General features: G+C 61.7%; 17 protein-coding genes and 3 pseudogenes. 7 read left to right on the top strand and 13 right to left on the bottom strand.

Going from position 1 to position 21,353, the window contains the following annotated elements:
- Window positions 1-28 precede the first annotated feature (28 nt).
- The 4 genes from R5R73_RS16390 to R5R73_RS16375 all read right to left on the bottom strand — a co-directional run bounded on the left by R5R73_RS16390 (window position 29) and on the right by R5R73_RS16375 (window position 4,976).
- Entirely contained in the window at window positions 29-1,066 is a 1,038-nt protein-coding gene (locus tag R5R73_RS16390) for a TAXI family TRAP transporter solute-binding subunit (protein ID WP_322528071.1), read from the bottom strand.
- Between the two features lie 322 nt (window positions 1,067-1,388).
- Entirely contained in the window at window positions 1,389-2,828 is a 1,440-nt protein-coding gene (tnpC, locus tag R5R73_RS16385; RefSeq protein ID WP_023004967.1) for an IS66 family transposase, read from the bottom strand.
- Between the two features lie 421 nt (window positions 2,829-3,249).
- Window positions 3,250-3,735 (bottom strand): MarR family winged helix-turn-helix transcriptional regulator, encoded by a 486-nt coding sequence (locus R5R73_RS16380; RefSeq protein WP_322528070.1) that lies wholly within the window; start codon window positions 3,733-3,735, stop codon window positions 3,250-3,252.
- A 35-nt stretch (window positions 3,736-3,770) separates the two neighbouring features.
- A complete protein-coding gene (locus R5R73_RS16375) occupies window positions 3,771-4,976 on the bottom strand; it encodes a Gfo/Idh/MocA family oxidoreductase (protein ID WP_322528069.1) in 1,206 nt (401 codons plus the stop codon).
- Between the two features lie 551 nt (window positions 4,977-5,527).
- Here R5R73_RS16375 and R5R73_RS16370 point away from each other — a divergent pair.
- Both R5R73_RS16370 and R5R73_RS16365 read left to right on the top strand, forming a co-directional pair.
- Window positions 5,528-5,909 (top strand): annotated as a pseudogene (locus tag R5R73_RS16370) (catechol 1,2-dioxygenase); the annotation flags it as partial.
- A gap of 196 nt (window positions 5,910-6,105) precedes the next feature.
- A complete protein-coding gene (locus R5R73_RS16365; protein WP_322529629.1) occupies window positions 6,106-6,249 on the top strand; it encodes a hypothetical protein in 144 nt (47 codons plus the stop codon).
- Here the strand turns inward: R5R73_RS16365 and R5R73_RS16360 are convergent.
- The 3 genes and pseudogenes from R5R73_RS16360 to R5R73_RS16350 all read right to left on the bottom strand — a co-directional run.
- A pseudogene (locus tag R5R73_RS16360) lies at window positions 6,238-7,123 on the bottom strand (IS481 family transposase); the annotation flags it as partial. The gene R5R73_RS16365 and the pseudogene R5R73_RS16360 overlap by 12 nt on opposite strands.
- 118 nt (window positions 7,124-7,241) lie before the next feature.
- Window positions 7,242-8,225 carry a Bug family tripartite tricarboxylate transporter substrate binding protein gene (locus R5R73_RS16355; RefSeq protein ID WP_322528068.1) on the bottom strand — a complete coding sequence of 328 codons (984 nt, stop codon included), beginning with the start codon at window positions 8,223-8,225 and terminating at the stop codon, window positions 7,242-7,244.
- Between the two features lie 86 nt (window positions 8,226-8,311).
- The gene (locus tag R5R73_RS16350; RefSeq protein ID WP_322528067.1) at window positions 8,312-9,199 is read right to left on the bottom strand and encodes a helix-turn-helix domain-containing protein; all 888 of its coding nucleotides are present in this window, start codon (window positions 9,197-9,199) and stop codon (window positions 8,312-8,314) included.
- 167 nt (window positions 9,200-9,366) lie between these two features.
- Between R5R73_RS16350 and pobA the strand changes: the two are divergent.
- A pseudogene (gene pobA / locus R5R73_RS16345) lies at window positions 9,367-10,552 on the top strand (4-hydroxybenzoate 3-monooxygenase).
- Window positions 10,553-10,701: 149 nt separating this feature from the next.
- Here the strand turns inward: pobA and R5R73_RS16340 are convergent.
- From R5R73_RS16340 to R5R73_RS16315, 6 genes are all read right to left on the bottom strand, one after another.
- Window positions 10,702-12,201 carry a sodium:solute symporter family protein gene (locus tag R5R73_RS16340; RefSeq protein WP_322528066.1) on the bottom strand — a complete coding sequence of 500 codons (1,500 nt, stop codon included), beginning with the start codon at window positions 12,199-12,201 and terminating at the stop codon, window positions 10,702-10,704.
- 2 nt (window positions 12,202-12,203) lie between these two features.
- Window positions 12,204-12,440 carry a hypothetical protein gene (locus tag R5R73_RS16335; protein WP_276233126.1) on the bottom strand — a complete coding sequence of 79 codons (237 nt, stop codon included), beginning with the start codon at window positions 12,438-12,440 and terminating at the stop codon, window positions 12,204-12,206.
- 220 nt (window positions 12,441-12,660) lie between these two features.
- Entirely contained in the window at window positions 12,661-13,962 is a 1,302-nt protein-coding gene (gene shiA / locus R5R73_RS16330; RefSeq protein ID WP_322528065.1) for a shikimate transporter, read from the bottom strand.
- A gap of 156 nt (window positions 13,963-14,118) precedes the next feature.
- Window positions 14,119-15,159: an ABC transporter substrate-binding protein gene (locus R5R73_RS16325; RefSeq protein ID WP_322528064.1), complete on the bottom strand. Its 1,041-nt coding sequence runs from the start codon at window positions 15,157-15,159 to the stop codon at window positions 14,119-14,121.
- Complete coding sequence (locus R5R73_RS16320; protein ID WP_322528063.1) at window positions 15,156-16,565, bottom strand: sensor histidine kinase; 1,410 nt, start codon at window positions 16,563-16,565, stop codon at window positions 15,156-15,158. The genes R5R73_RS16325 and R5R73_RS16320 overlap by 4 nt, the downstream gene beginning before the upstream one ends.
- Window positions 16,562-17,266: a response regulator transcription factor gene (locus tag R5R73_RS16315; RefSeq protein ID WP_322528062.1), complete on the bottom strand. Its 705-nt coding sequence runs from the start codon at window positions 17,264-17,266 to the stop codon at window positions 16,562-16,564. Before R5R73_RS16315 ends, R5R73_RS16320 begins: the two co-directional genes overlap by 4 nt.
- Before the next feature lie 189 nt (window positions 17,267-17,455).
- Here R5R73_RS16315 and R5R73_RS16310 point away from each other — a divergent pair, with 189 nt between their 5' ends.
- The 4 genes from R5R73_RS16310 to R5R73_RS16295 all read left to right on the top strand — a co-directional run bounded on the left by R5R73_RS16310 (window position 17,456) and on the right by R5R73_RS16295 (window position 21,346).
- On the top strand, window positions 17,456-18,445 hold the full coding sequence (locus tag R5R73_RS16310; protein ID WP_322528061.1) for a Bug family tripartite tricarboxylate transporter substrate binding protein: 990 nt from the start codon (window positions 17,456-17,458) through the stop codon (window positions 18,443-18,445).
- Window positions 18,442-18,900, top strand: coding sequence for a tripartite tricarboxylate transporter TctB family protein (locus R5R73_RS16305; protein ID WP_322528060.1), 459 nt, complete (start codon window positions 18,442-18,444; stop codon window positions 18,898-18,900). The genes R5R73_RS16310 and R5R73_RS16305 overlap by 4 nt, the downstream gene beginning before the upstream one ends.
- Window positions 18,901-20,412 (top strand): tripartite tricarboxylate transporter permease, encoded by a 1,512-nt coding sequence (locus R5R73_RS16300; protein ID WP_322528059.1) that lies wholly within the window; start codon window positions 18,901-18,903, stop codon window positions 20,410-20,412.
- Between the two features lie 202 nt (window positions 20,413-20,614).
- Entirely contained in the window at window positions 20,615-21,346 is a 732-nt protein-coding gene (locus R5R73_RS16295; RefSeq protein ID WP_322528058.1) for a transporter substrate-binding domain-containing protein, read from the top strand.
- Window positions 21,347-21,353: the final 7 nt, after the last annotated feature.

Below are 21,353 nucleotides of genomic sequence, written 5' to 3'. Positions count from 1 at the left end.
GAAACCTCTTGATGAATCGCTATATCGATTAACGAAGACCTGCTTCTTTCAGGTAGCGCAGGGCTCCGGGGTGGAAAGGCACGCCTTCCACGGAGGCCATGATATTGGGCTTCAACCGATACATCGCCGGATGGACCTTGGCGATCTGCTCGTAGTTTTCGTAGAAGGCCTTCGTCAGGTTGTAGGCAGTCTCTTCGTCCATGTCGTCACGTACCGCTAGGGTGGTACTGATCGAGATGGTCGGTATTTCGCGGGGTGCCCACTCGTAGGACCCTCCAGGGATGACGAATGTGTGCGTTCCAGCCTCCTCGTTTACCTGGGAGATGGTCTCCTGAGAGAGTGGGAGCAGCTTGAGATCGACATTGGAGGCAGCCTGCATGATCGAGCTCTGGTTGATGAATAGACTGTTGATGAACATGTCGGCACGCCGATCCTGGATCAGCTCCGACTGTTCGCTGGAAGCGGCATAAATGATCTCACCACCCCAGCTTTCGATCTGCTCGGGAGTAGCCCCGATCGCGTCGAGCATGTCGGCGGCAACGTTCGAAGCGATGTTGCCGCGTTTGTTGATGGCGATGGTAATGGGTGGCTTGACCTTGGCGATATCCGCGAAGGTCTCGATGCCATACTCTTCGGCAAACCCCTTGCGCATTAACGCTTGCATCGGGGCCCATGTATAGAGAGAGGACAGGACCTGGATGTTTCCGATGGGCTCGCGAAACGGTGGCTTACCTTCTCGTGCCATTTGCAGCACGGAATCCTCGATCAGCGCCATATCCGCGCTGCCGCGTGCGAGCACGGCGACGTTGGGGATGCCGCCTCCCGAGGTCTGGTAGGTCACGGTGGAGCCGGGATAGCTTGCCTTGAGGGCCGAGTCGAGACCGGCTCCGAGCAACGACCAGAGCCCCCCCGGCGAGGCACCTGCCACGGTCAGGTTATAGCGTTCGGCTGCAGGGGCTTCATTCATCATCATCAGCAGACCTGGAATGACAAGGATGGCAGCCAGCACGGATTTTTTGATAAATGCTTTCATTATTTTACCTTCTTTCAAGGATGAAACGGTCATGGTATTTCGCCGTCATGTCGGTTGATTGGATACGATTTCTTTGGAAAGACAATCAGATATCCAATCGCGATGCATGATCTAACTCTTCGGAGTTTCCCCCCGATATGGTGTAAGAAGGCTGTTTTTTGCTTGGGTCAGCATAATGAATAGTCTCCGGTCAGGAAGATGTGTAAGCGTTGTATTTTGTCAAATGCTTAGATATCTAAAATTATACGACAAAGGTAGCCCAAGCGAACGTGACATCAAACTCGCCAATAGTCGTACTTGACACTGAGTCCGCCCCTAGGGGGCTTGCATACAAAGAGAAACGTAACTATTCAGGTCACGCTGCCTGATCCAGGCCGTCCCGACGCATGAATTCGGGCACTTCACCGGCAAACAACTGTTCCAGTGCGGTGTGCGCTGCCAGGCCCTGCTTGACCGCCGTCGAGAGGAAGCTGCGCATCCGGCAGAAGATCTCGGCACCTTCCCAGGAGCGGAAACAGCCTGAAATCTTCTGCTGGACCTTGGTCATCCGCAGGTCACGCTCCCCTTGGTTATTGGTGAAGGGCGCGGCGGGGTCGTCGAGGAAACGCAGCACGTCGTCCTCGTACGCCTGGAGACGTTCGAGCAGGTTACGTGCCTTGGTACGTTTGGCACGACCGCGCTTTCCCGGTGGTGGTGGGATCGGTGGCGGACACTCGGTCTCACCCTCTGTCAGGCACTGCCGATAGCGGACTCGCCAGCGTTGCGCCTCTTCGGGCGAGAGCGTGCCACCGGCAGCGTCAACGGCCTGATGCATCTCCAGCAGCAGATCATGCAGCGCCTTGGCCCACTTTTGGTGGTCATTTTCCCAGGCCGCAGTCAATTCACGCAGGTGATGGGCGTTGCAAAGTGCGTGGCGGCAATCCGCGTAGCGGTAGTAAGGCTTCCAGTGATCATGCACCAGCACCCCCTGGACATAGGGCAGGATGCCGATGGCATCCATGGCCTCCTGACCTCGCTTGGCGTGAGGCGCCAAGTAGGTCAGGGCGTCATTCGAGGCGCTGTGCAGCCAGTAGCGCTTGCCGCCGACCTGCATCCCGGTCTCGTCGGCATGCACGGTCGCGGCTTGCCTCAGCGCCGGGATCGCCCACTCGGCAAACGCCTCGGCGCGCTGATAGGCCTCTTGATTGAAGGCGAACAGCGTGCCGGTGCTCAGCGATAGATCGCACTGTGAGGCCAGCAGCGCCTGGATGCGGGCATAGGGCAGCAACTGATACTGCGAGAGATAGACGACATGCGCCTTGAGACGTGGGCCATACTGGATCGGGCGGGTCACGCCGTCGGGAAACGGCGCCACATGGCGCCGCCCGAGATCGTCCTCCAGCACCTCGGCGCGATACTCGGTGACGACGGCCTGGATCACGATGTCTTGCACCTGGCGCGTTTCGATGCCGACCGAGCGATAGGTGCGCCCTTTGGGCAAGGTGCGGCGATCGACGCGCAACGACACGATCTCGTCGGGATCGGTGACCGGCGCCAGCGTCTTGCCTTCGTGACCCGGTTGCCCGCCAGGGCGACGCTCGCCCTTGGCCCGGGAACGGCGTTGGCGGTTGGGGTCTTGTGACGGCGGCTTGCTGCTGTTGCGGCTGCTGGTGGCCAGTCGGTCGGCCATCAGCTTGACCAGCAGCATCAGCACGTCGATGGCAGCACGCAAGGAAGGCGAGACCGTGTGGTCTTCCTTGAGCTGCTGCCGGACCCGTTCCAGGGCCTCGTCGACGTTGATATCGCTGATGGTCATGTCACCGCATAGACGTGCCGAAGGATCAGGCACACTATGCCAAAAAAATCAGGTGGTTGGCGACATGCCATCCGCAGCCACCTGAATAGTTACAGAGAAACAACAAGAAGAAGCCAGCGGAAATGGCCGGGCGGCTAGTGCGCGGAGAATCTCACAAGGCGACGGGCCAAGCCATTCGGTGGCTTTGGCTCATGGACGCGTGATGATTTCATAGATCGCTGGACATGAAGGATGGAACGAGCAGGGTGGCATCGTTGCCGGAAACAGGGGGCGGTCAATTTCTCAGCGACGGTTATGGTCTCTTGAGGGAGAGAAGGGGGAGATTCATCATTGTCGTGGGCTACCGGCAAAAGCCGCTAGGCGGGTGCCTACAATGTGGCCGCTTTCGCGCATCCGGCGCATTGCGGAGTCGACACCGACGCTACTCGGTAGTTTCCGCCAAATTCATGATGATGGCGAGGAGGGTTCGCCGGGTCGCCTTCAGATCTTCCGGGTCGATGCCACGTACCGCATTCTCGTTAACCGCTTCGGCCAAAGGGGTCAGGGTTTGCTTGAGATCACGACCTTTGGGTGTCAGGTAGATGTGGATATTCTTGCGATTGCCGTTGAGTTGGCGCCGCTCGATCAATCCATTGGCTTCCATGGCCTTCAATGCGCTATAGGTTGTGGGCTCCATGAGGCCGGCCTGTTCACTGAGTTCACGTTGGGTGAGACCTTCGTTTACCCATAGAATGCGTAGAAATGACCAGTGGCCGAAGCTGACGGAGTGTTCTGTCAACTTCGTTTGCAGGCTCTTGGCAAACAGGCGCCCGGCATCGCGAACCAGGTGTGCCAAGCGATCGTCGGGAATGTCTTCCTGCCAGTGCTGAAGGACCGTTCTCGCCTCTCGCTCGTTGCTTCGCGACATATCTGTATCCTAACCAACTGACTGATAGCCACAGTTTACCTCGATGTGGCGGGACAGGGCAGCCCCACTTGGTGACAAAGCGTCATGTCGCGACCGGTGGTCGCGGACTCGAGAATACCCAAGCAGACTTCCATGGTGGCAAGGCCCCATTCTCCGGAATGAACGGGCGCGAGATCGTGACGCACGGCGTCGATCAACTCGTCGAGAACCTCGCGGCGAGGCACTGCCGGCGATGGCAGAGACTCCAGATACCGCCGCGTATCGGCGTAGACTTGCACGCCGGCGGGAGAGGGGCGCAGGTCGGCGTGGTCACAGGAGACCATGATGAAGCCGAAATGGTTATGCGTGACATCCTTTAGGCTACTGTTGGCGAGAGAGAGGCCTGCGCCATAGGTTCGAGTGTTCTTTAGTGCGGCTTCCTCTTCGGCACTATGCACTTGAGCGAGATGCGCCCGGGCATGGCCATACTGACTAGGATCGCGAGGCTTCCCCAATTCGCTGGTCCAGCCGCAGAGCTCGTCGCTATCGAAGTGTGCAAAACCGCTGTAAGTCAGATTGGCGAAGGCGCCGTTGTCGAAGCTAAGTAATGCGCTATAGGCGCCCTCGGTGGGGCGGGCGGCGTCCCAACTGCCAGTGATGGCGCGAACAGACTTCGTTCGTCCTCCGGCAAGCAGGCGAACGATGTCGACTTGATGTGCCGCCTGACTGAATACCACGCCGCCGCCGCGTGCGGTGTCGAGCTCCTCGGGACGCCGAGGACGGTAGAGAAAATCAGTGAAGTTGAGTGCCTGTATCATGCGCACCGCACCAAACTCTCCGCTATCGATCATCTCGCGAGTGCGTAGGTAGGGGACGTCGAAGCTATGACTGTGGCCCACCATCAGCCAACGCTTGGCTTGTCGCATCGCCGCGATCATGGCCTGGCAGTCCTCAAGTGACAGTGCCATCGGCTTTTCGACAAGGACATGCTTGCCGTGCCTTGCTGCCAGCTCGACGTGTTCGCGGTGAAACTGGTGTGGTGTGGCGATATAGAGGGCTTCGACATTGGGGTCGGCGCACAGCTCGGCGACCTCGGCATAAGCGATGCCGCCGAAATCAGTCTCGAACTGCTGGCGTGCCTCATCGCGAGGGTCGGCCGCTGCGACCAGGCGAATGCCAGGATGTGCCGCGAGAGTGGGTAGTAGCAACATGAAGCCGCGGCCCAAGCCGGCGATTCCGAGTTGCAGGCGAGATTCTGTCATTTCCATCTCCATATGGTCGATTCACTTTCAGTCAGTCGATCGCCTATTCGCTTGAACAGACACGCGAGAGGCATGCCATGATGACGTCCCGACACTCGGACTCGGAGAGGCGAGATCTCGATGCTTCGTCTCGCTTTCCGTACCCATGGACTAGAGCCTTCGTGGGGTTCGGAGGTCTGGTTTTCCTGGGAAGCAGCGCAGAGCGCACAGCGGCGTACTGGGTCGTTGGGCATCTGCACAGACAGATGTGCGCCAAGCGTGATCAGCATGGGAAATCCCTTCTCGGATTGCGGATATTGTCAATATAGTTTTATATCTAAGTATTTGGGTCGATACAATGCAAGTGCGCTAGGCATTCGACTTTAGCCACGTGGATATGAACCTGAGGAAGTGTTGAGTTGCCCGCAGTGCTAAAGGCTTTGGCCATCGCGAATCCTGTAGTCAGGCGTGGTTGCCTGGTCCCGGATAGATCCAGCGCGCTGAAATGCGGCAAAGCGAGGCTGCGCGATGAACGAACGCTTGCGATTCTGATCGCGAGTTACTCTCCGGCCTATGGCTGCCCGCCGGACAGTCCGACCCAGCAGGTACTCCATCTGCTCGGCCGTCACGGCCAGCGCCCGGCGCACATCCACTACTTCATCTCGGCGCCGGGGCACCAGCACCTGACCACCCAGATCAACCTTGCCGGCGATCCCTACACCTTCGACGACTTCGCCTTCGCCACGCGCGAGGAATTGGTGGTCGAGGGGCATCGGGTCGAGGACGCCGCTGCTATCGAGGCACGCGGATTCGAGGGGGTCCTTCACCGAGGTGATGTTCGACGTTGCGCTGTCGCCGACCGATGCCGCCGAGCTGCAGGTGCGCCACAAGCGTCCGCGGGCCAAGGAAGACGAACAAAGCCAGGCCAGCCAGCAGGCGGGCACGGCCAAGGTCGGAGCGCCGGCGGGCCTCTCTGAACCTCCACCATCCGTGAGGAGCCTGATCATGACGAGTAAGCTCGATCGTCTCGAACAACACATCCATGGTGCTGTCGTCGACGGTGCCGAGGCTGACACCTTCCGCGTGCATCGCAGCATTTTCACCTTCACCGCCCCCCGAGTTCTCGACCATCATCTAGCAGTACTGCGGCGTGCTGCTCAAGTTCGGCCTCGACAGGGTCGCGCCGCTGGAACACGCCATCGTGCCGGCGACGATCATGATCCTGGCCTTCTTCCTGTCGGCACGCTTTCTGCGCCGGATGCCGCCGCTGATCGTGGCCATGCTAGCTGTGTAAACCCATCAGGTTGTTCACGGAAAGGCCCAATCGGCTAACCGGAGGATGGTAATCCAGGCTGACATGCGGCCGGTGCCAGTAGTACTGATGAAGGAAGGCAGGCAGGTGCTCGCCGCGCTCTTCCGAGCTGGCATAGGTGCGAGCGTAAGCCCACTCACGTAGCGCTGTCTGAATGAACCGCTCCGCTTTGCCGTTGGTGCGTGGGCTATACGGTTGAGTTCGGCGGTGTTTCAGCTTTAACCGCCGGCACAGGCGCTGGAAGCGGTGGGACCGATAGCAGGCGCCGTTAACGGTGAGTACCCGGTTAAAGCGGATGCCCAGGCTGGCGTAATAGCGCACAGTCCTGAGCAGGGCCAGGCAAGCGCTCCAGCCCGTCTCCGTGAACGCTGCTGTAGGCCAGTCGCGAGTGGTCGTCGATGGCAACATGAACATACTCCCATCCAGCGCCTGCGGTATTCTGCTGGTGATCGCCTGTCGTGCGATGCCCCGACCGCTCGAAGCGCCCCAGCTTTTTGATATCCAGATGCAGGAGATCCCCTGGTGCATCGTGCTCATAACGATTATCGGGTCTTGCCGGTGACAGCACTGCCAGTCGGTTCAGCCCCTTGCGCTTGAGAATCCGTGCCACTGTGCTCTGGCCGATTCCCAACGCCTGGGCGATCTGGCGATAGGTCTGGCGCTGCTGACGACGCTGGAAGATCTGCTCCACAGTGGCTGCATCTGTCTCAAAAGGGCTTCGGGCTGGGCGTGATGTACGGTCTTGGAGGCCTGCGCGGCCTGCTTCACGGAAGCGACGAACCCACTTGTAGACCGTCCTCATGCTGACGCCCTGGGCCTGTGCCACCTCTCTGGGGCATAGGCCTTCGTGGATGACACATTCTTATGGGTGTTTATCCGGGCCTCCTGGAGGTTGGTTGGGTTCGTACCCCCAGTTTTCCGGGTAGGCTCCGGATGAACGACCTACCGAGAGATCACGCCTAGGGGATAGATGTCTACATCAGTCCGACCTGACGAGAGAGTCGGCTAATTTCTTCAATCTGCTGGCGTACGAACGCTTCAAAATCCTCTCCTGTCTTGGCAAAGGGCATCAAACCGTTCTGCGCCATCACCGCTTGCCACTCTGCGCTGTGGTTGAGCTGGTCGAGTGCCGCAACCCACCAATCACGTTGCTCGTCGCTGATCCCCCCGGGGGCATAAAAACCGCGCCAAGTGGGGGCTACGGCATCGATTCCCTGCTCCTGGGCGGTGGGAATATCGTCTAGGTTGCCGGGCAAACGTTCCTCGGCAAGAACTGCCAGGATGCGAAAGTCACCGGATTTATAGAAACCCAGAGCTTGGGAGATGTTGCCGGAAAAAGCATCGACATGTCCTCCTGCCACTTGTGTCGCAGCGTCTCCAGCGTTGTTGTAGGAAAGATATTTTAGCGCTTCTGGTGCTGTGACTCCGGCTTTCTCCGCAGTCATTAATATCTTCAGATGATCCCAACCCCCTGCCGCGCTGCCTCCGGCAAAACTTACGCTGCGAGGATCTTCTTTGATGGCTTGCATTAACGTCTTGAGATCCGAGTATGGAGAGTCGGCACGCACGGCAATGATTCCGTAATCGGCTCCCACTGCACCAATCCAGTGCATCTGGCTTACGTCCATTCCGGGAAACTGGTTCTGGGCCAGACGTGTAGGTGTCGCGGTGCTGGCGGCAGCAAACAAGGTCGGATCGGTATCCCGTTTGCTGACAATATGGGCATAGGCTACACCACCTCCAGCGCCTGGCATGTTGACGGTCTGTACCGGATTTTCGACTAGTCCGAGCTGGTTCAGCGTTCTACCTACGCTGCGACAGGTAAAGTCCCAGCCGCCGCCGGGTCCGGACGGGGCTATACAAGTGGCTGATGGCAAAGGGGGCAGTGGCTCGGCGGCGGCGAGTGAGGAGAAACCCAGTGAGGCCGCGGCTGCAATCGGCAAGATTTGCTTGAGCATGATGTCGTGTCTTCGTGATTGTGAAGTTTCCACTTTGTTCGATTCACGTATGTTCGTAAATTGTACTTTTGTTTGTTATACGAACTTCATCGCCCGCCACGCTGACGAAACGCCTTTGGCGTCAGCTTGACGCTGCGCTTGAAGAAACGGGTGAAATAGGCTGGTTCCTTGAAGCCCAGCCTTTCGGCGACCTGGCCGATGGTCATGTTGGTATAGGTCAGGTGGCGCTTGGCCTCGAGAAGCACACGCTCGTGCAGCAACTGCTGGGCGCTGCGCCCTGCCAACCGTTGGCAGATCGCGCTGAGGTGCGCGCTGCTGATGCCCAGATGCTCGGCGAGTTCGGGAATGCTGGGCTGCTGATGGTAGTGCGCTTCAATGAGTTGTTGAAAGCGGGCGAGATGCGCTTCGCCGCGTTCATGATGGCGCGAGCGTCGGGCCTGGCGCCGTGTGGCACGCCGTGAGGCAAGGACCAGGAGGCTGTTGAGCAAGGCCTCAAGCAAGGCATCGCGTCCTTCGGCCGGCTGGCGATACTCGGCATCGAGCTGGGCAACGAGCGTGGCGATGGGCACGCGTTCGGCCTGATCGGCCAGTGGATAAAAGGCCGCACGCGCCAGTACCTGGCCCTGAGGGTGAAGCGTATCGGCGATATGGGTCGCCAGCGGCATCGCCAGGGTGATGATGTGGCCATCGACATCGTGCGAGAAGCGAAACGCATGCACCGTCATCGCGGGGACGATGATCAGCAGCGGCCCCCGAACGCGCTGCAAATCATCATCGAAGGTCAAGCGGACTTCACCATGGGCGATGTGCAGGATATGCACCAGATCGGCATGGCGATGCGAGCGGATATGCCAGTCATGCAGACTGCTACGTTCGGCGATGGACTCGCAGTGCAGCAGGTCCGGCGTCGGCCATTGATGCGTTTCGCCATAGAGTTGGAAGACCGGGATGGCACCTTGTCGCCGTGTCGTCATGCCCTTCTCCCTGTTCGACGAAGGTCGATATTTCGACCAAAGTTACGCACTGATCTTGGAAAAGTATAAATTCATCCGGGGTTTTTGTCTTATTCGTGGCTTTTTATCGGTGAAAAATGCAACCCGATGACTGGGCAATGCCTAGAACCGAATAAGAGGAGATCACCATGAAAACCCAAGTCGCGATCATCGGCGCTGGGCCGTCGGGGCTACTGTTGGGCCAGTTGTTGCAACGTGCGGGGATCGACAACGTCATCCTCGAGCGCCGCAGTGGGGAATACGTCCTGGGCCGCATTCGTGCCGGTGTGCTCGAACAGGGCATGGTCGATCTGCTGCGCGAAGCCGGCGTCGACCGCCGCATGGACGAAGAAGGACTGCCGCACGACGGCGTCGAACTGGCCTTCGACAATCGCCGGGTACGCATCGACCTGGCGGCGCATACCGGCGGCAAGCAGGTCATGGTCTATGGCCAGACCGAAGTGACGCGTGACCTGATGGAAGCGCGCGAGGCCGAGGGCGGTCAGACCCTCTATGAAGTGGATAACGTGCAACCTCACGCTCTCGATAGTGACGCACCCTACGTGACTTTCGAGCACAACGGCGAAACGCAGCGGCTCGACTGCGACTATATCGCGGGTTGCGACGGATTCCACGGCGTCTCGCGCCAGTCGATTCCAGCCGACCGGCTGAAGACCTTCGAGCGCGTCTATCCGTTTGGCTGGCTGGGGCTGCTCTCCGACAACGCCGCCGGTCTCCGACGAGTTGATCTATGCCCGCCACGAGCGGGGGTTTGCCCTATGCAGCATGCGTTCCCGGACCCGTAGTCGCTATTACGTGCAGGTACCGCTGGAAGAGAAGGTCGAGGACTGGTCAGACGAGCGCTTCTGGGACGAACTCCGGCGTCGTCTCCCCGAGGAAGTTGCCGCCAATCTGGTGACGGGGCCCTCACTGGAAAAGAGCATCGCACCGTTACGCAGTTTCGTGATCGAGCCGATGCAGTATGGCCGCCTGTTCCTGGTCGGCGATGCCGCGCATATCGTCCCGCCCACCGGCGCCAAGGGGCTCAACCTGGCGGCCAGTGACGTCAATACGCTGTATCGGTTGATGCTCAAGGTGTATCACGAAGGCCGTACCGACCTGGTGCCGCATTACTCCCAGACCTGCCTCAAGCGCGTCTGGAAGGCCGAGCGGTTTTCCTGGTGGATGACCTCGATCCTCCACAAGTTTTCCGAGGAAGAGGATTTCGGCGCCCGCATGCAGCAAGCCGAATTGGATTATGTCACCGGCTCCGAGGCAGGCCTGACGACCATCGCCGAGAACTATGTGGGCTTGCCCTATGAAACCCTGGAGTAACCTATTGATGACGAAGCGGCGACTCCATCGGCTATTGAAGAGAGCAGGGGTGCGCTATCAGCGCTGGCTCGAACGGCATGTTCGGGATGCCGATCACGAGCCGCTGTTCTGGCTGTGATCGCCACCCCGGGATTGACTATCCATCAAGCTCAGCGCTGCCAGCCGATGACCTCCAGCGCTCGCTGGCGATGTGTCTCGGTCACCTGACTCATCACGCTGCCGCCCACGCACACGACCAGGTTGAGCAGCAGCCCCCACAGACCGCTGTAGACGCCGAGCGGGCGGTAGCCGGCAAAGGTGAAAGCGGCGGCGAGCACGGTACCGGCGAGCATGCCGACGAACACGGCCTGGGTATTGAGTCGACTCCAGTAGAGCCCGAGAATCAGCGCCGGCGCGGTCTGGATCAACACTTCGAATTTGAGCACGAAGATCTGGTAAAGCGTGCCCGGCGGATACCAGGCGATCAGCACCAGTACGATGACCGCAGCGACCCCCACCAGTTTGCCCACCAGAATCTTGCGCGCTTCATCGGCGTTCGGCGCGATGTAACGTCCGTAGAGGTCGTTGGAGATGATCGACGAGAAGGTCAGCAGTACCGAGTCGGCGGTCGAGACGATCGCCGCGATCACGCCGCCGAACAGCAGCACCATCGTCCAGTAGAAGAAGGCATTCTGATTGGCCAGGGCATTGGCCATCATTCCCACCAGCTGTTCGGACTCCGCCGTGGTCAGGTCGGGAAAGGCGGAGATACCGATGATACCGACCATGAACACCACGCCTGCAGTCAGAAACGGCATGTAAGCCATACGGATGAAGGAGCGCTTGAGCGTACGCTCGCTACGTGCGGCGAATATCCGCTGGAAGGCATGCGGATAGATCGCCGCGCCGATGCCGACCAAAACCAGCAGGCAGAACCAGGTGGTGAGGCTTCCCCCTGTCGGGGCGCCGAGTTTCTCTGGTGCCTCGGCGATCATCGTCTCGGCCGCCGTGGGTAGCCCGCCCAGATAGATCAGCGAGCCGATCAGTAGGGTGAACACGCCGAACAGTAGCGCCAGTCCCTGGATGGTGTCGGTGTAGGCCACCGAGCGCATCCCGCCCAGCCAGCTGTAGGCGACCATGATCACGATGAAGAACACCACGCCGACCTGATAGGGAATCGTGCCGCCGGTGAGGCCGGAGACACCCTGGCCGATGGCGACGAACTGCTCGAGGAGATAGTTGCCCAGGCCATAAAGCATTAGGATCGCGGCCAGAATCGTGACCTTTTTCGAGCGAAAGCGAAGGTCGATCCAGTCCACCGGCGTCAACAGATTGAAGCGCCGCCCCAGCGCATAAAGCCGAGGGGCGAACAACAGATAGACCATGATGATCATGATGAAGAACGGTACCGATACCAGATATTGGTAGCCGAGACGATAGGCCGTGGGCGGGTAGCCGACTACGGTATTGCCGCTGTATTGGGTGGCGAAAAAGGTGAAGAACAGCACCATCACCCCGAGGCCACGCCCGCCGAGATAGTACTCGTCTAAGCTCTCGCGAACGCCTCGATTACGCAGGAACGCGTAGACGCCAACGGCCAGCATCAGACCGCCGTAGAGCATCAGAACCAGAATGCCGGACCATCCACCGAACGCAAGTTCCATCTCCATCGTTATCGCTCCCCGTCTTCGTCAGCGCCGGTTTCCCACTGGGTCATCACCACCCAGGTAATGAAGATCGACAGGGCGAGCGAGGCGAGCAGGATGACCAGCGCCCAGTAAGGCACGCCGAAGAACAGAGGCGACCACGAGCCATCGGGGAAATACCAGGGGTTGATCAGAGCAAAGAGAATGATGAAGCCGATCCAGACCAGCGGCTTCTTGACCGGTTCACAGATTTTTTTCTTCATGAAAACACCTCGATGACGTGCGCGATGGCGATGCGAATTCAGGCAGAATGCGGCCAGAATATGCCAGCGGCGGCAAGCGAGGAGACTATAGCCATCCGTGGCGATGGATGGCCATTATCGGTTCGGAAAGCGAGGCTTCGTCTACGACGAAGATCTGCGACATTGGTCGCAGATCTCTTGGAGAAAAGGGTAGAGCACTAGCTGGCGATCACGGTGCCCGTTACCGCTTCCGCAGCATCCAGGCGGCACCCAGGGCGGAGAGCAGACAGCCGGCGGCCAGATAGACGGCAACCGGGACCCAGCTGCCGTCGTAGAGGTCGACTAGGGCGGCGGCGATGAACGGGGTGAAGCCGCCGCCAATCACGCTGGCGACCTGATAGCCGACCCCGGCGCCGCTATAGCGGTAGGCGGCGCCGAACAGCTCGGCGAAGATCGGCTGCTGCACGCTGACCACCATGTCGTGGGCCAGATTGGCCAGTGCTACGGCGAAGATCACGATCCACAGGATCGAGCCGGCCTGCAACGCCATGAAGAACGGAAAGGCGGCCAGCACGCCGACGATGGCGCCGGTGATATAGACGCGCCGACGCCCCAGCGTGTCGGCCAGCCAGGCGAACAGCGGGATGGTGACGCAGCTGATCGCGCCGACCAGCAGACCGATATGCAGAAACAGATCCCGCGACAGATCGAGATAGCCGGTGGAGTAGCTCAGCGCGAAGGTGGTCACGATATACATCGTGAACAGCTCGGCCAGGCGCATGGCGATGATCGTGACGAAGGCGCCGGGGTGGCGTTTGAGCGCTTCGAGTATCGGTGGTCTGACCGCCTTCCGGTCGTTACGTTCGACCGCTTCGACGAACTCCGGCGACTCTTCGAGGCTTGAGCGGATCTTTAGCGCGACCAGCACCAGCACCACGCTGAACAAAAACGGCAGGCGCCAGCCCCAGGCCGTGAAGTCGGCGTCGCTCAATCCGTAGCTGAGCAGCGAGACGCTACCGGTGGCCAGGATCAGGCCCACGCCGTAGCCTACCTGCACGCCGCTGGAGTAGAACGCGCGACGGCCAGACGGTGCGCTTTCCACCGCCATCAGCGCTGCACCGCCCCATTCGCCGCCCACCGCGAAACCCTGGATCGCACGCAGCGTGACCAGCAGAATCGGTGCCCACACGCCGATCTGCGCGTAGGTGGGCAGCAGCCCGATCAGTGCCGTCGCGCCACCCATGAGGATCACGGTCAGGATCAGCATGCGCTTGCGACCCAGGCGATCGCCGAAATGGCCGAACACCAGGCCGCCCAGCGGGCGGAACAGAAAACCCACGCCGAACGTCGCCAGTGCCGCCAAGGTGCCCGCCGCCGGACTGACGTTGGGAAAGAACTGCGAATTGAAGACCAGCGCGGCAACGATGCCGTAGAGCAGAAAATCATACCAGTCGACCACGGCACCGACGAAGCTGCCGATGGCGGCGCGTTTGGCCTGGCTTGTCGACTGGGCAGGGGCAATGGTCGTCGCATCTACGCTCATTGGGGATTCTCGGTCATCGGTATCTGTACATCGAGGTGCGTGCTTGGGAGTCTGGTCTCGATGCGTCGGCGGCGCCGTATCTTACGGCATTGCGAGAGCGGGTACAGCGGCAATCCGGAAACCGTCGTCACGCCGGTATCGCCCACTCCGACATCTTCATTCTGAAAGAATCCGGATTTCGCGATACCAGCGGCGCAGGAACGCCTGGCGGCGCAGCGGATCGACGAACGCCAGCAGCGTGGCATTGATCGGGATCGGGTAGAGATGGTCGCCGACCTGATCGCGCAGCCGCTGGGCGGTGTAGGGGCCGATGACATCGTCGCGCACGCTGAACAGCGGTGTCTGGCCGGCCAGGATGTGCTGGCCGCGCTGGCTCAGCAGAAAGCTGACGAAACGCTTGGCCGCCGCGGGGTGCGGCGCGTCACGGTGGACGAACGCCATGCGCATCAGCACCAGCGAGTAGTCGTTGGGAACCTGGACGATGATGTCGGGGTGGGTCTGCGCCCAGAGCATCGCATAGGAACCCAGCAGGTTGTAGCCGAGCCAGTAGCGGCCGTCGCTCAAGCCTTCCAGCATGCGCTGGGTGGTGGTTTCGAGATTGATGTTGGCCGCGCCCATGGCAGCGATTAGATCCCAGGCGCGGGGCGTATAGCGGGCATCCTGCTGGAACAGGGTATAACCGACGCCACTTTCCCGCGGCGAGTAGCTCACCACGCGATCATCGAGCCAGTGACGATAGTGAGTCAGCAGATCGAGCAGGTCGCGATGGGTTTCCGGTGGCGGCATGTGCGAGGCGAGTTCGAGGCGATAGGCCATCACCACCGGCTCGAAGGTGAAGCCGAACACCTCGTTTCGCCATTTCGCCCACGCCGGCCACTGGTCGACTTCCGGCGCGTCGAGGGGCTGGGCCATGCCTTCGTTGCTGAGCGCCAGTTGCCACGGCATGGCCGAGCTGATGACCACGTCCGGCGGCGATTCACGGTCCCGGGCACGTCGGTCGGCCTCCAGCGTCGAGCGGTCTCGATAGTCGAGATCGATCTGCGGATTCTCGGCGGCAAAGGCGTCGAGTATCGGCTCGACGATGGGGCGGTCCAGCGCGGCTTCGATGATCAGCTTTTCGCCGGCTCGGGCGGTGCCAGTGCCGACAAGAATCAGCCACAGAGCAAGGCCGAGCATCACCTGCAGGCGTCGTTTCATGCCCTGTGCTCCTCAGGTGGCCGACAGCGGGCCAGCGTCAGGGTGACCCGGAGTCCTCGCGGCTGCCGGTTGGAGACCGCTAGCTGGCCGCCGTGGCGCAAGGCGATGGATTCGGCGATGGCGAGCCCCAGCCCGGAGCCACACGTATCCTGGCGCCGGCCGCGTTCGAACGGCTGGGTCAGGCGGCCGAGCGATTCGGCATCGACGCCGGGGCCGTCGTCCTTGATGGAGAGCGTGACCCGCTCGTCGTCGCCCTCGAGGGTCAGCGTGATTTCGCTGCCGGGCGGCGTGTAGCGACAGGCATTGTCGATCAGGTTGTTGAGCAGTTCGTGCAGTGCCCAGCTTTCCCCTTCGACCCATACCGGCGTGGACATGTCGATGACCAGGCCGAGATCGTGATCGCGGCTGTCCTGGCGATCGGCCCAGTCGGTGGCGACCTCGCGTATCAGCCGATCCAGCGCCAGCGGGTGACGTTCGTGACCCGGCCCCAGGTGCTGCAGTCGGGTCAGGCTCAACATCTGGCCGGCGAGACGGCTGGTGCGTTCGGCGCTGTCGTGAACGGCTTCGAGCGCCTGGTGCCAGATGGCCGGCTCGCGGCTGGTCAGCGCCAGTTCGCTGGTGCTCTGCAGCCCGGCCAGCGGGGTCTTGAGCTGATGCGAGGCGTCGGCGATGAAACGCAGCAGCGCGTCGCGATGGTGACGCTGGTCGGCGAACAGCCGGTTGAGGGTCTCGACCAGTTCGAGCATCTCCTTCGGCACGCCGAGCCTGAGCGGGCTGATGTCGTCGGCGCTTCGGTCGCGAAGCGTCTGGCGAAGGCGACGCAGCGGCGCCAGCATGGTGCGCATGGCGATCGCCACCAGCGCGGCAGTGATCAGCACCATGGCGGCAAAGCGGGTGGCGCTCTTGCGGAACAGTTCCTGCGCCAGCAGGTCGCGGCCGCGCCGGGTATGGCCCACCCACAGCTGTACCGGCTCCTGAGTGTCCCAGCCGGCGGAATCCACCTCGCGGCCGCTGAGGCGAATCGGCTGGTCATCGTAGACGGCGTCGAGATAGACCGGCTGCCGCCTGGCCTCGGCCTGCATCGCGTCGGTGATGAGCAGATCGGCGTTTTGCGTAATCAAGACCCCGTTATCTGCCTGCAGCCAGTAGAACACCCGCTCCTGCCAGCGGGTGGCGAGGATCTGCAGTGCCGAGGCGGGCATCTCCACGGTGGGGTTGCCTTCCGGCCATTGCAGCGATTCGGCGATGGTCAGGCTGGCGGCTTCCAGTTGACCGTCCATCGCTCGATCGGCGGCCTTGCACGCGCTGGTGTAGGCCTCGATCAGTAAAAGCGTCCCCAGCCCGGCGACGATGGCGATGAGCCATAGCGCCAGGCGTCGCTTGAGCGATGTCTGTGGCGGTATCACTCGAGGTGTTCCTGCGGTGCGCCAGGCTCATGTTTGTCCGCTGTCTCTTCCAGCCGATAGCCCAGACCGCGCAGCGTACGAATCGACAGGCCGGAACCCGCCAGGCGCTTGCGCAGCCGGCTGACATAGACATCGAGCGCGTTGGCGCCCACCGCCTCGAAGCCGAACAGCCGGTTCTCCAGCGCCTCGCGCTGCACGATTCGCCCGGCGTTGAGCATCAGCGCCTCCAGCAGGCTGAATTCCCGTCGTGGCAGATCCAGCGAGGTCTCGTTCAGCCAGGCACTGGCAGAGCGGGTGTCCAGTTTCAAACCGCCGAAGCGCACGCTGTTGTCCAGCCGCTGCTGACTACGCCGCAGCAGGGCGCGAACCCGCGCTTCCAGTTCGCTGATCGAGAACGGCTTGGCGAGATAGTCGTCGGCACCCAGATCCAGCCCGCGGACTCGATCCTCCAGCGCATCCCGCGCGGTCAGAATCATTACCGGCGTGGGGTCGGCGTGGGCGCGTAACCATTCGAGCACGCCGAGACCGCTGCCATCGGGCAGACCGAGATCGAGCAGGACCAGATCGAAGCGGCCCTGGCGTAGCGCCTGGATGGCATCGTCGACGCGTGATAGTGCATCGACGGTGTAACCGTGGCGAGTCATCGCCTGGCTCAGCGAGCGTGACAGCAGCGGATCGTCTTCGATCACGAGCAGGTGCATGGCGGTTTCTCGAGATCATCTGCTAGCCATGTCTTGTACGACTAATGTCCTATACGACAAAGGCTTAGATGACAGGTTGATGAAAGGTTAGCGCTCTAGCATCGCGCCGTCGGTAGGCAAAACCGGCCCGAGTCCGGTGCCCGCCACGAGATTTTGCGAGCATAACAACCCAGGTAGGAGACGCACAGCATGCCCAACTCTCGATTCCTCTCTCGCTGGCTGGTTGCCGCCGTGACCGGCGGCGCGCTGCTGGCCGGCGCCGTTCAGGCCCAGGCCAAGCCGCCCGAGTGTATCGCACCAGCCAAGCCGGGTGGCGGTTACGACCTGACCTGTCGTCTGGCGGCCAATGGCCTGCAGGACGCCAAGCTGATCGACGAGCCGATGATGGTCAGCTACATGCCGGGCGGTATCGGCGCCGTGGCTTATAACCATGTCACTGGCGTGCGCGACGACGATCCCAACCTGATCGTGGCCGCAAGCACCGGCGCTGCGCTCAACCTGGCGCTGGGCAAGTTCGGTCTCGAGCACAAGGTCGATGACGTTCGCTGGCTGGGTGCGCTGGGTGTCGACTACGGCGCGATCGTGGTCCGCAAGGATGCGCCGTGGAACAACCTCGACGAGCTGATGAAAGCGCTGAAGCAGGACCCGTCCGGCGTGGTGATCGGTGCCGGCGGCACGGTCGGCAGCCAGGACTGGATGAAAGCGGCGTTGATGGCCAAGGCCGCCGATGTCGATCCGCGCAAGCTGCGTTACGTCTCCTTCGAGGGCGGCGGCGAATCACTGGCGGCCCTGCTTGGCGAGCATATTCAAGTCTTCACCGGCGACTTGGCCGAGCTCAAGCCGCAGCTCGACAGCGGCGAGATCCGCATTCTGGCGGCGCTCTCCGAAGAGCGCATGGGCGGGCCCTACGCGGACATCCCCACCGCCAAGGAGCAGGGCTACGATGTCCAATGGCCGATCTGGCGCGGCTACTACATGGGCCCCAACGTCAGCGACGAAGCCTATCAGCAGTGGGCCGATCGCCTGCGCGAGCTGAACGACACCGAGAGCTTCAAGAAGCTGCGTGAAGGTCGCGGCCTGTTCCCGATGTCCAAGTTCGGTGACGACTTCCATCAGTACGTGAAGCAGCAGGTCGCCGACTTCCAGCAACTGTCCAAAGAAGTGGGTCTGACGCAATGAAACTCGCCGCCGACCGAATCCTGAGTTTGCTGTTGCTCGGTCTGGCGGCGTTCATCGCCGTCCAGGCCTGGCAGCTACAGGTGCCGTTCAGCTACGACCCGGTCGGGCCGAAAGCATTCCCGCTGCTGCTGTCGGGTCTTCTGGCGGTTCTGGCGATCGTGCTTTTCATCCGTCCCGGCGCCAGCGGCCAATGGCCGAGCGGCGCGCTGCTGTTGCGCCTGGTCATCACCATGGCAGTGCTCGGACTCTACGCGGCGCTGTTCATCAATCTGGGTTACCTGGTGACGACCGCTCTGGTCAGCATCGTTATCGCCTGGCTGTTCGGCGCCACGCCGATGAAAGCGATCATCGGCGGATTGCTGCTGGCGCTCGGCAGCTATCTGCTATTCACCTACGGATTGGGGATCTCGCTGCCGACCGGTAGCTGGATCGAGCCGCTGCTGGGGAGCAACTGAATGTTCGATTTTCTGATCCAGGGCTTCGGTGTCGCCCTGACCCCGCTCAACCTGGGGCTGGCCTTCCTGGGCGCGCTGCTCGGCACGCTGTTCGGCGCCCTGCCGGGCATCGGGCCGATCAACGGTATCGCCATCCTGATGCCGCTGGCGTACACGCTGGGGCTGCCGGCGGAGTCCGCGCTGATTCTTCTGGCCGGCATCTACACGGGTTCCGAATACGGCGGCCGCATGTCGAGCATTCTGCTCAACGTGCCCGGTGACGCCGGCGCGGTCATGACCACGCTGGACGGCCACCCGCTGGCCAAGAAGGGCCTCGCCGGGCCGGCCCTGGGTCTGTCGGCGGTCAGTTCGTTCATCGGCGCCACCGTGGCGATCATCGGTTTGACCCTGTTCGCCCCGCTGCTGGCGATCGTTGCCGTCAAGTTTGGCCCCGCCGAATTCTTCGCGCTGATGATCTTCGCCTTCGCTTCCATGTCCGCGATGATGGGCAAGGATCCGGTCAAGACGCTGATCGGCGCCGTGCTGGGCGTGCTGATCTCGACGGTCGGCGTCGACTCCGGCACCGGCGTGCTGCGTTTCACCTTCGACATGCCCGAACTCTACGACGGCATCGACTTCGTGGTGATGATCATCGGCCTGTTCGCGGTCAGCGAGATCCTGCTGATGCTCGAGCACGCCTTCCGTCACGACCAGGAAGGCGAGATGGCGCCGATCGGCCGTGTCATGGTCAAGATGAGCGAAGTGCTGTACTGCAAGTGGGCGATCCTGCGCTCCAGCGTGATCGGCTTCGTCATCGGCGTGCTGCCGGGCACCGGCGCCTCCGTCGCCAGCGCCGTGGCCTATACCACCGAAAAGCGCATCAGCGATCACGACAACAGCTTCGGCACCGGCAACATGCGCGGCCTGGCCGCGCCGGAAGCGGCCAACAACGCCTCCGCCGCCGGCTCGTTCGTGCCGATGTTGACGCTGGGCATTCCCGGCTCGGGCACCACCGCGATCCTGCTGGGCGCGCTGATGCTCTACAACATCAACCCCGGCCCGATGATGTTCCGCGAACAACCGGTGGTGGTGGGCGGTCTGATCGCCTCGCTCTATATCGGCAATGTCATGTTGCTGCTGCTGAACCTGCCGCTGGCCGGCGTATTCGCCCGCGTATTGCAAGTACCGCGCTGGCTGCTGGTGCCGAGCGTGGCGATTCTCGCCTTCGTCGGCGTCTACCAGCTGCATTCCGATTTGATGGCTATCTACCTGATGCTGGTCATCGGTGTGTTCGGCTACCTGCTTCGCAAGTTCGGCTTTTCGCTGGCGCCGGTGGTGCTCGGCTTCGTGCTCGGCGGGCTGATGGAAGAGAACCTGCGTCGGGCGCTGTCGATCAGCGGAGGCGACGTCGGCATCCTGTTCCAGTCCGGCCTCTCCATCGGGCTATGGATCGCCGCCGCGCTGGTCGTGCTGGTACCGATGTTTGCCGGCAAGCTCAAGGCGAAGTTCATGCCGGCGGCTAAGCCTTCCTGATACCGCGATCGAGATCAATCGAATGACGTGCTGCGTCGACGGCCCCGCTCTGGCGGGGCCGTCGTCGTTGAGCCGGAGGCGTTGCCGTCGGAGAGCGCCTCAAGAAGCCGATGTCACGAGATTCAGTGCCCGCGCTGGCACCGACTCCGGCTATAGTCCGAATAGCCCAACTTGTGGCGATGCTGATCACTGGGAGCAACCGATGAGTGATGACAAGTCTGCGGTAATCGAAGCGCTGGCACCGCATGGGCGACTGCGTGTCGCCATCAACTACGGCAATATCGTACTCGCGCAGCGGGGTAAGGACGGCGAGCCTGCCGGCGTCTCGGTTGCGCTGGCGCGGGCGTTGGCATCGGAGCTCGATGTGGCGATCGAATTCGCCACTTTCGACGGCGCCGGCGACGTGTTCGCCGCTATCGACGACGACGCCTGGCGGATCGGCTTTCTCGCCCGCGATCCGGTTCGTGCGGAGAAGATTCATTTCACCGCCCCCTACGTGATCATCGAAGGCACCTATCTGGTACCGGAATCTTCGCCGTTTCAGGATATCGACGAGCTGGATCGCAGCGGCGTTCGCATCGCGGTGGGCAAGGGTGCGGCCTACGATCTTTACCTGACCCGCGCGTTGCAGCAGGCGAGCCTGGTGCGTGCTGCCACGTCGGCGGCGGCCATCGAGCTGTTCGTCGAGAGCCAACTGGATGCCGCAGCTGGCGTTCGTCAGCCGCTCGCGGCCTACGCCGCGTCGAACCCGGGCTATCGTGTCCTGCCCGGTCGCTTCACGGCGATCGAGCAGTGCATGGCGATACCCAAGACACAGGCGTCGGATGCGGTCACGCGTTACGTCGAGGACTTCCTGGCCCGCATGAAGCGGGAGGGCCTGGTGAAGCGTGCGCTGTCGGAAAGCGGCCAGGACGAGACGCAGGCGGCGGACTGAGCCGGCA

This window comes from Salinicola sp. LHM (assembly GCF_034479735.1).
Taxonomy (GTDB): domain Bacteria; phylum Pseudomonadota; class Gammaproteobacteria; order Pseudomonadales; family Halomonadaceae; genus Salinicola; species Salinicola salarius.
This window is presented reverse-complemented; position numbering and strand designations above follow the sequence as displayed.

What these genes read in the sequence shown, in the direction of transcription:
- R5R73_RS16350 (WP_322528067.1), bottom strand. Translation starts at nt 9,199, where the DNA reads ATGACGACACGGCGACAAGGTGCCATCCCGGTCTTCCAACTCTATGGC.
- R5R73_RS16390 (WP_322528071.1), bottom strand. Translation starts at nt 1,066, where the DNA reads ATGACCGTTTCATCCTTGAAAGAAGGTAAAATAATGAAAGCATTTATC.
- R5R73_RS16340 (WP_322528066.1), bottom strand. Translation starts at nt 12,201, where the DNA reads ATGGAGATGGAACTTGCGTTCGGTGGATGGTCCGGCATTCTGGTTCTG.
- R5R73_RS16295 (WP_322528058.1), top strand. Translation starts at nt 20,615, where the DNA reads ATGAGTGATGACAAGTCTGCGGTAATCGAAGCGCTGGCACCGCATGGG.
- shiA (WP_322528065.1), bottom strand. Translation starts at nt 13,962, where the DNA reads ATGAGCGTAGATGCGACGACCATTGCCCCTGCCCAGTCGACAAGCCAG.
- R5R73_RS16335 (WP_276233126.1), bottom strand. Translation starts at nt 12,440, where the DNA reads ATGAAGAAAAAAATCTGTGAACCGGTCAAGAAGCCGCTGGTCTGGATC.
- R5R73_RS16355 (WP_322528068.1), bottom strand. Translation starts at nt 8,225, where the DNA reads ATGCTCAAGCAAATCTTGCCGATTGCAGCCGCGGCCTCACTGGGTTTC.
- tnpC (WP_023004967.1), bottom strand. Translation starts at nt 2,828, where the DNA reads ATGACCATCAGCGATATCAACGTCGACGAGGCCCTGGAACGGGTCCGG.
- R5R73_RS16325 (WP_322528064.1), bottom strand. Translation starts at nt 15,159, where the DNA reads ATGAAACGACGCCTGCAGGTGATGCTCGGCCTTGCTCTGTGGCTGATT.
- R5R73_RS16315 (WP_322528062.1), bottom strand. Translation starts at nt 17,266, where the DNA reads ATGCACCTGCTCGTGATCGAAGACGATCCGCTGCTGTCACGCTCGCTG.
- R5R73_RS16310 (WP_322528061.1), top strand. Translation starts at nt 17,456, where the DNA reads ATGCCCAACTCTCGATTCCTCTCTCGCTGGCTGGTTGCCGCCGTGACC.
- R5R73_RS16300 (WP_322528059.1), top strand. Translation starts at nt 18,901, where the DNA reads ATGTTCGATTTTCTGATCCAGGGCTTCGGTGTCGCCCTGACCCCGCTC.
- R5R73_RS16375 (WP_322528069.1), bottom strand. Translation starts at nt 4,976, where the DNA reads ATGACAGAATCTCGCCTGCAACTCGGAATCGCCGGCTTGGGCCGCGGC.
- R5R73_RS16380 (WP_322528070.1), bottom strand. Translation starts at nt 3,735, where the DNA reads ATGTCGCGAAGCAACGAGCGAGAGGCGAGAACGGTCCTTCAGCACTGG.
- R5R73_RS16305 (WP_322528060.1), top strand. Translation starts at nt 18,442, where the DNA reads ATGAAACTCGCCGCCGACCGAATCCTGAGTTTGCTGTTGCTCGGTCTG.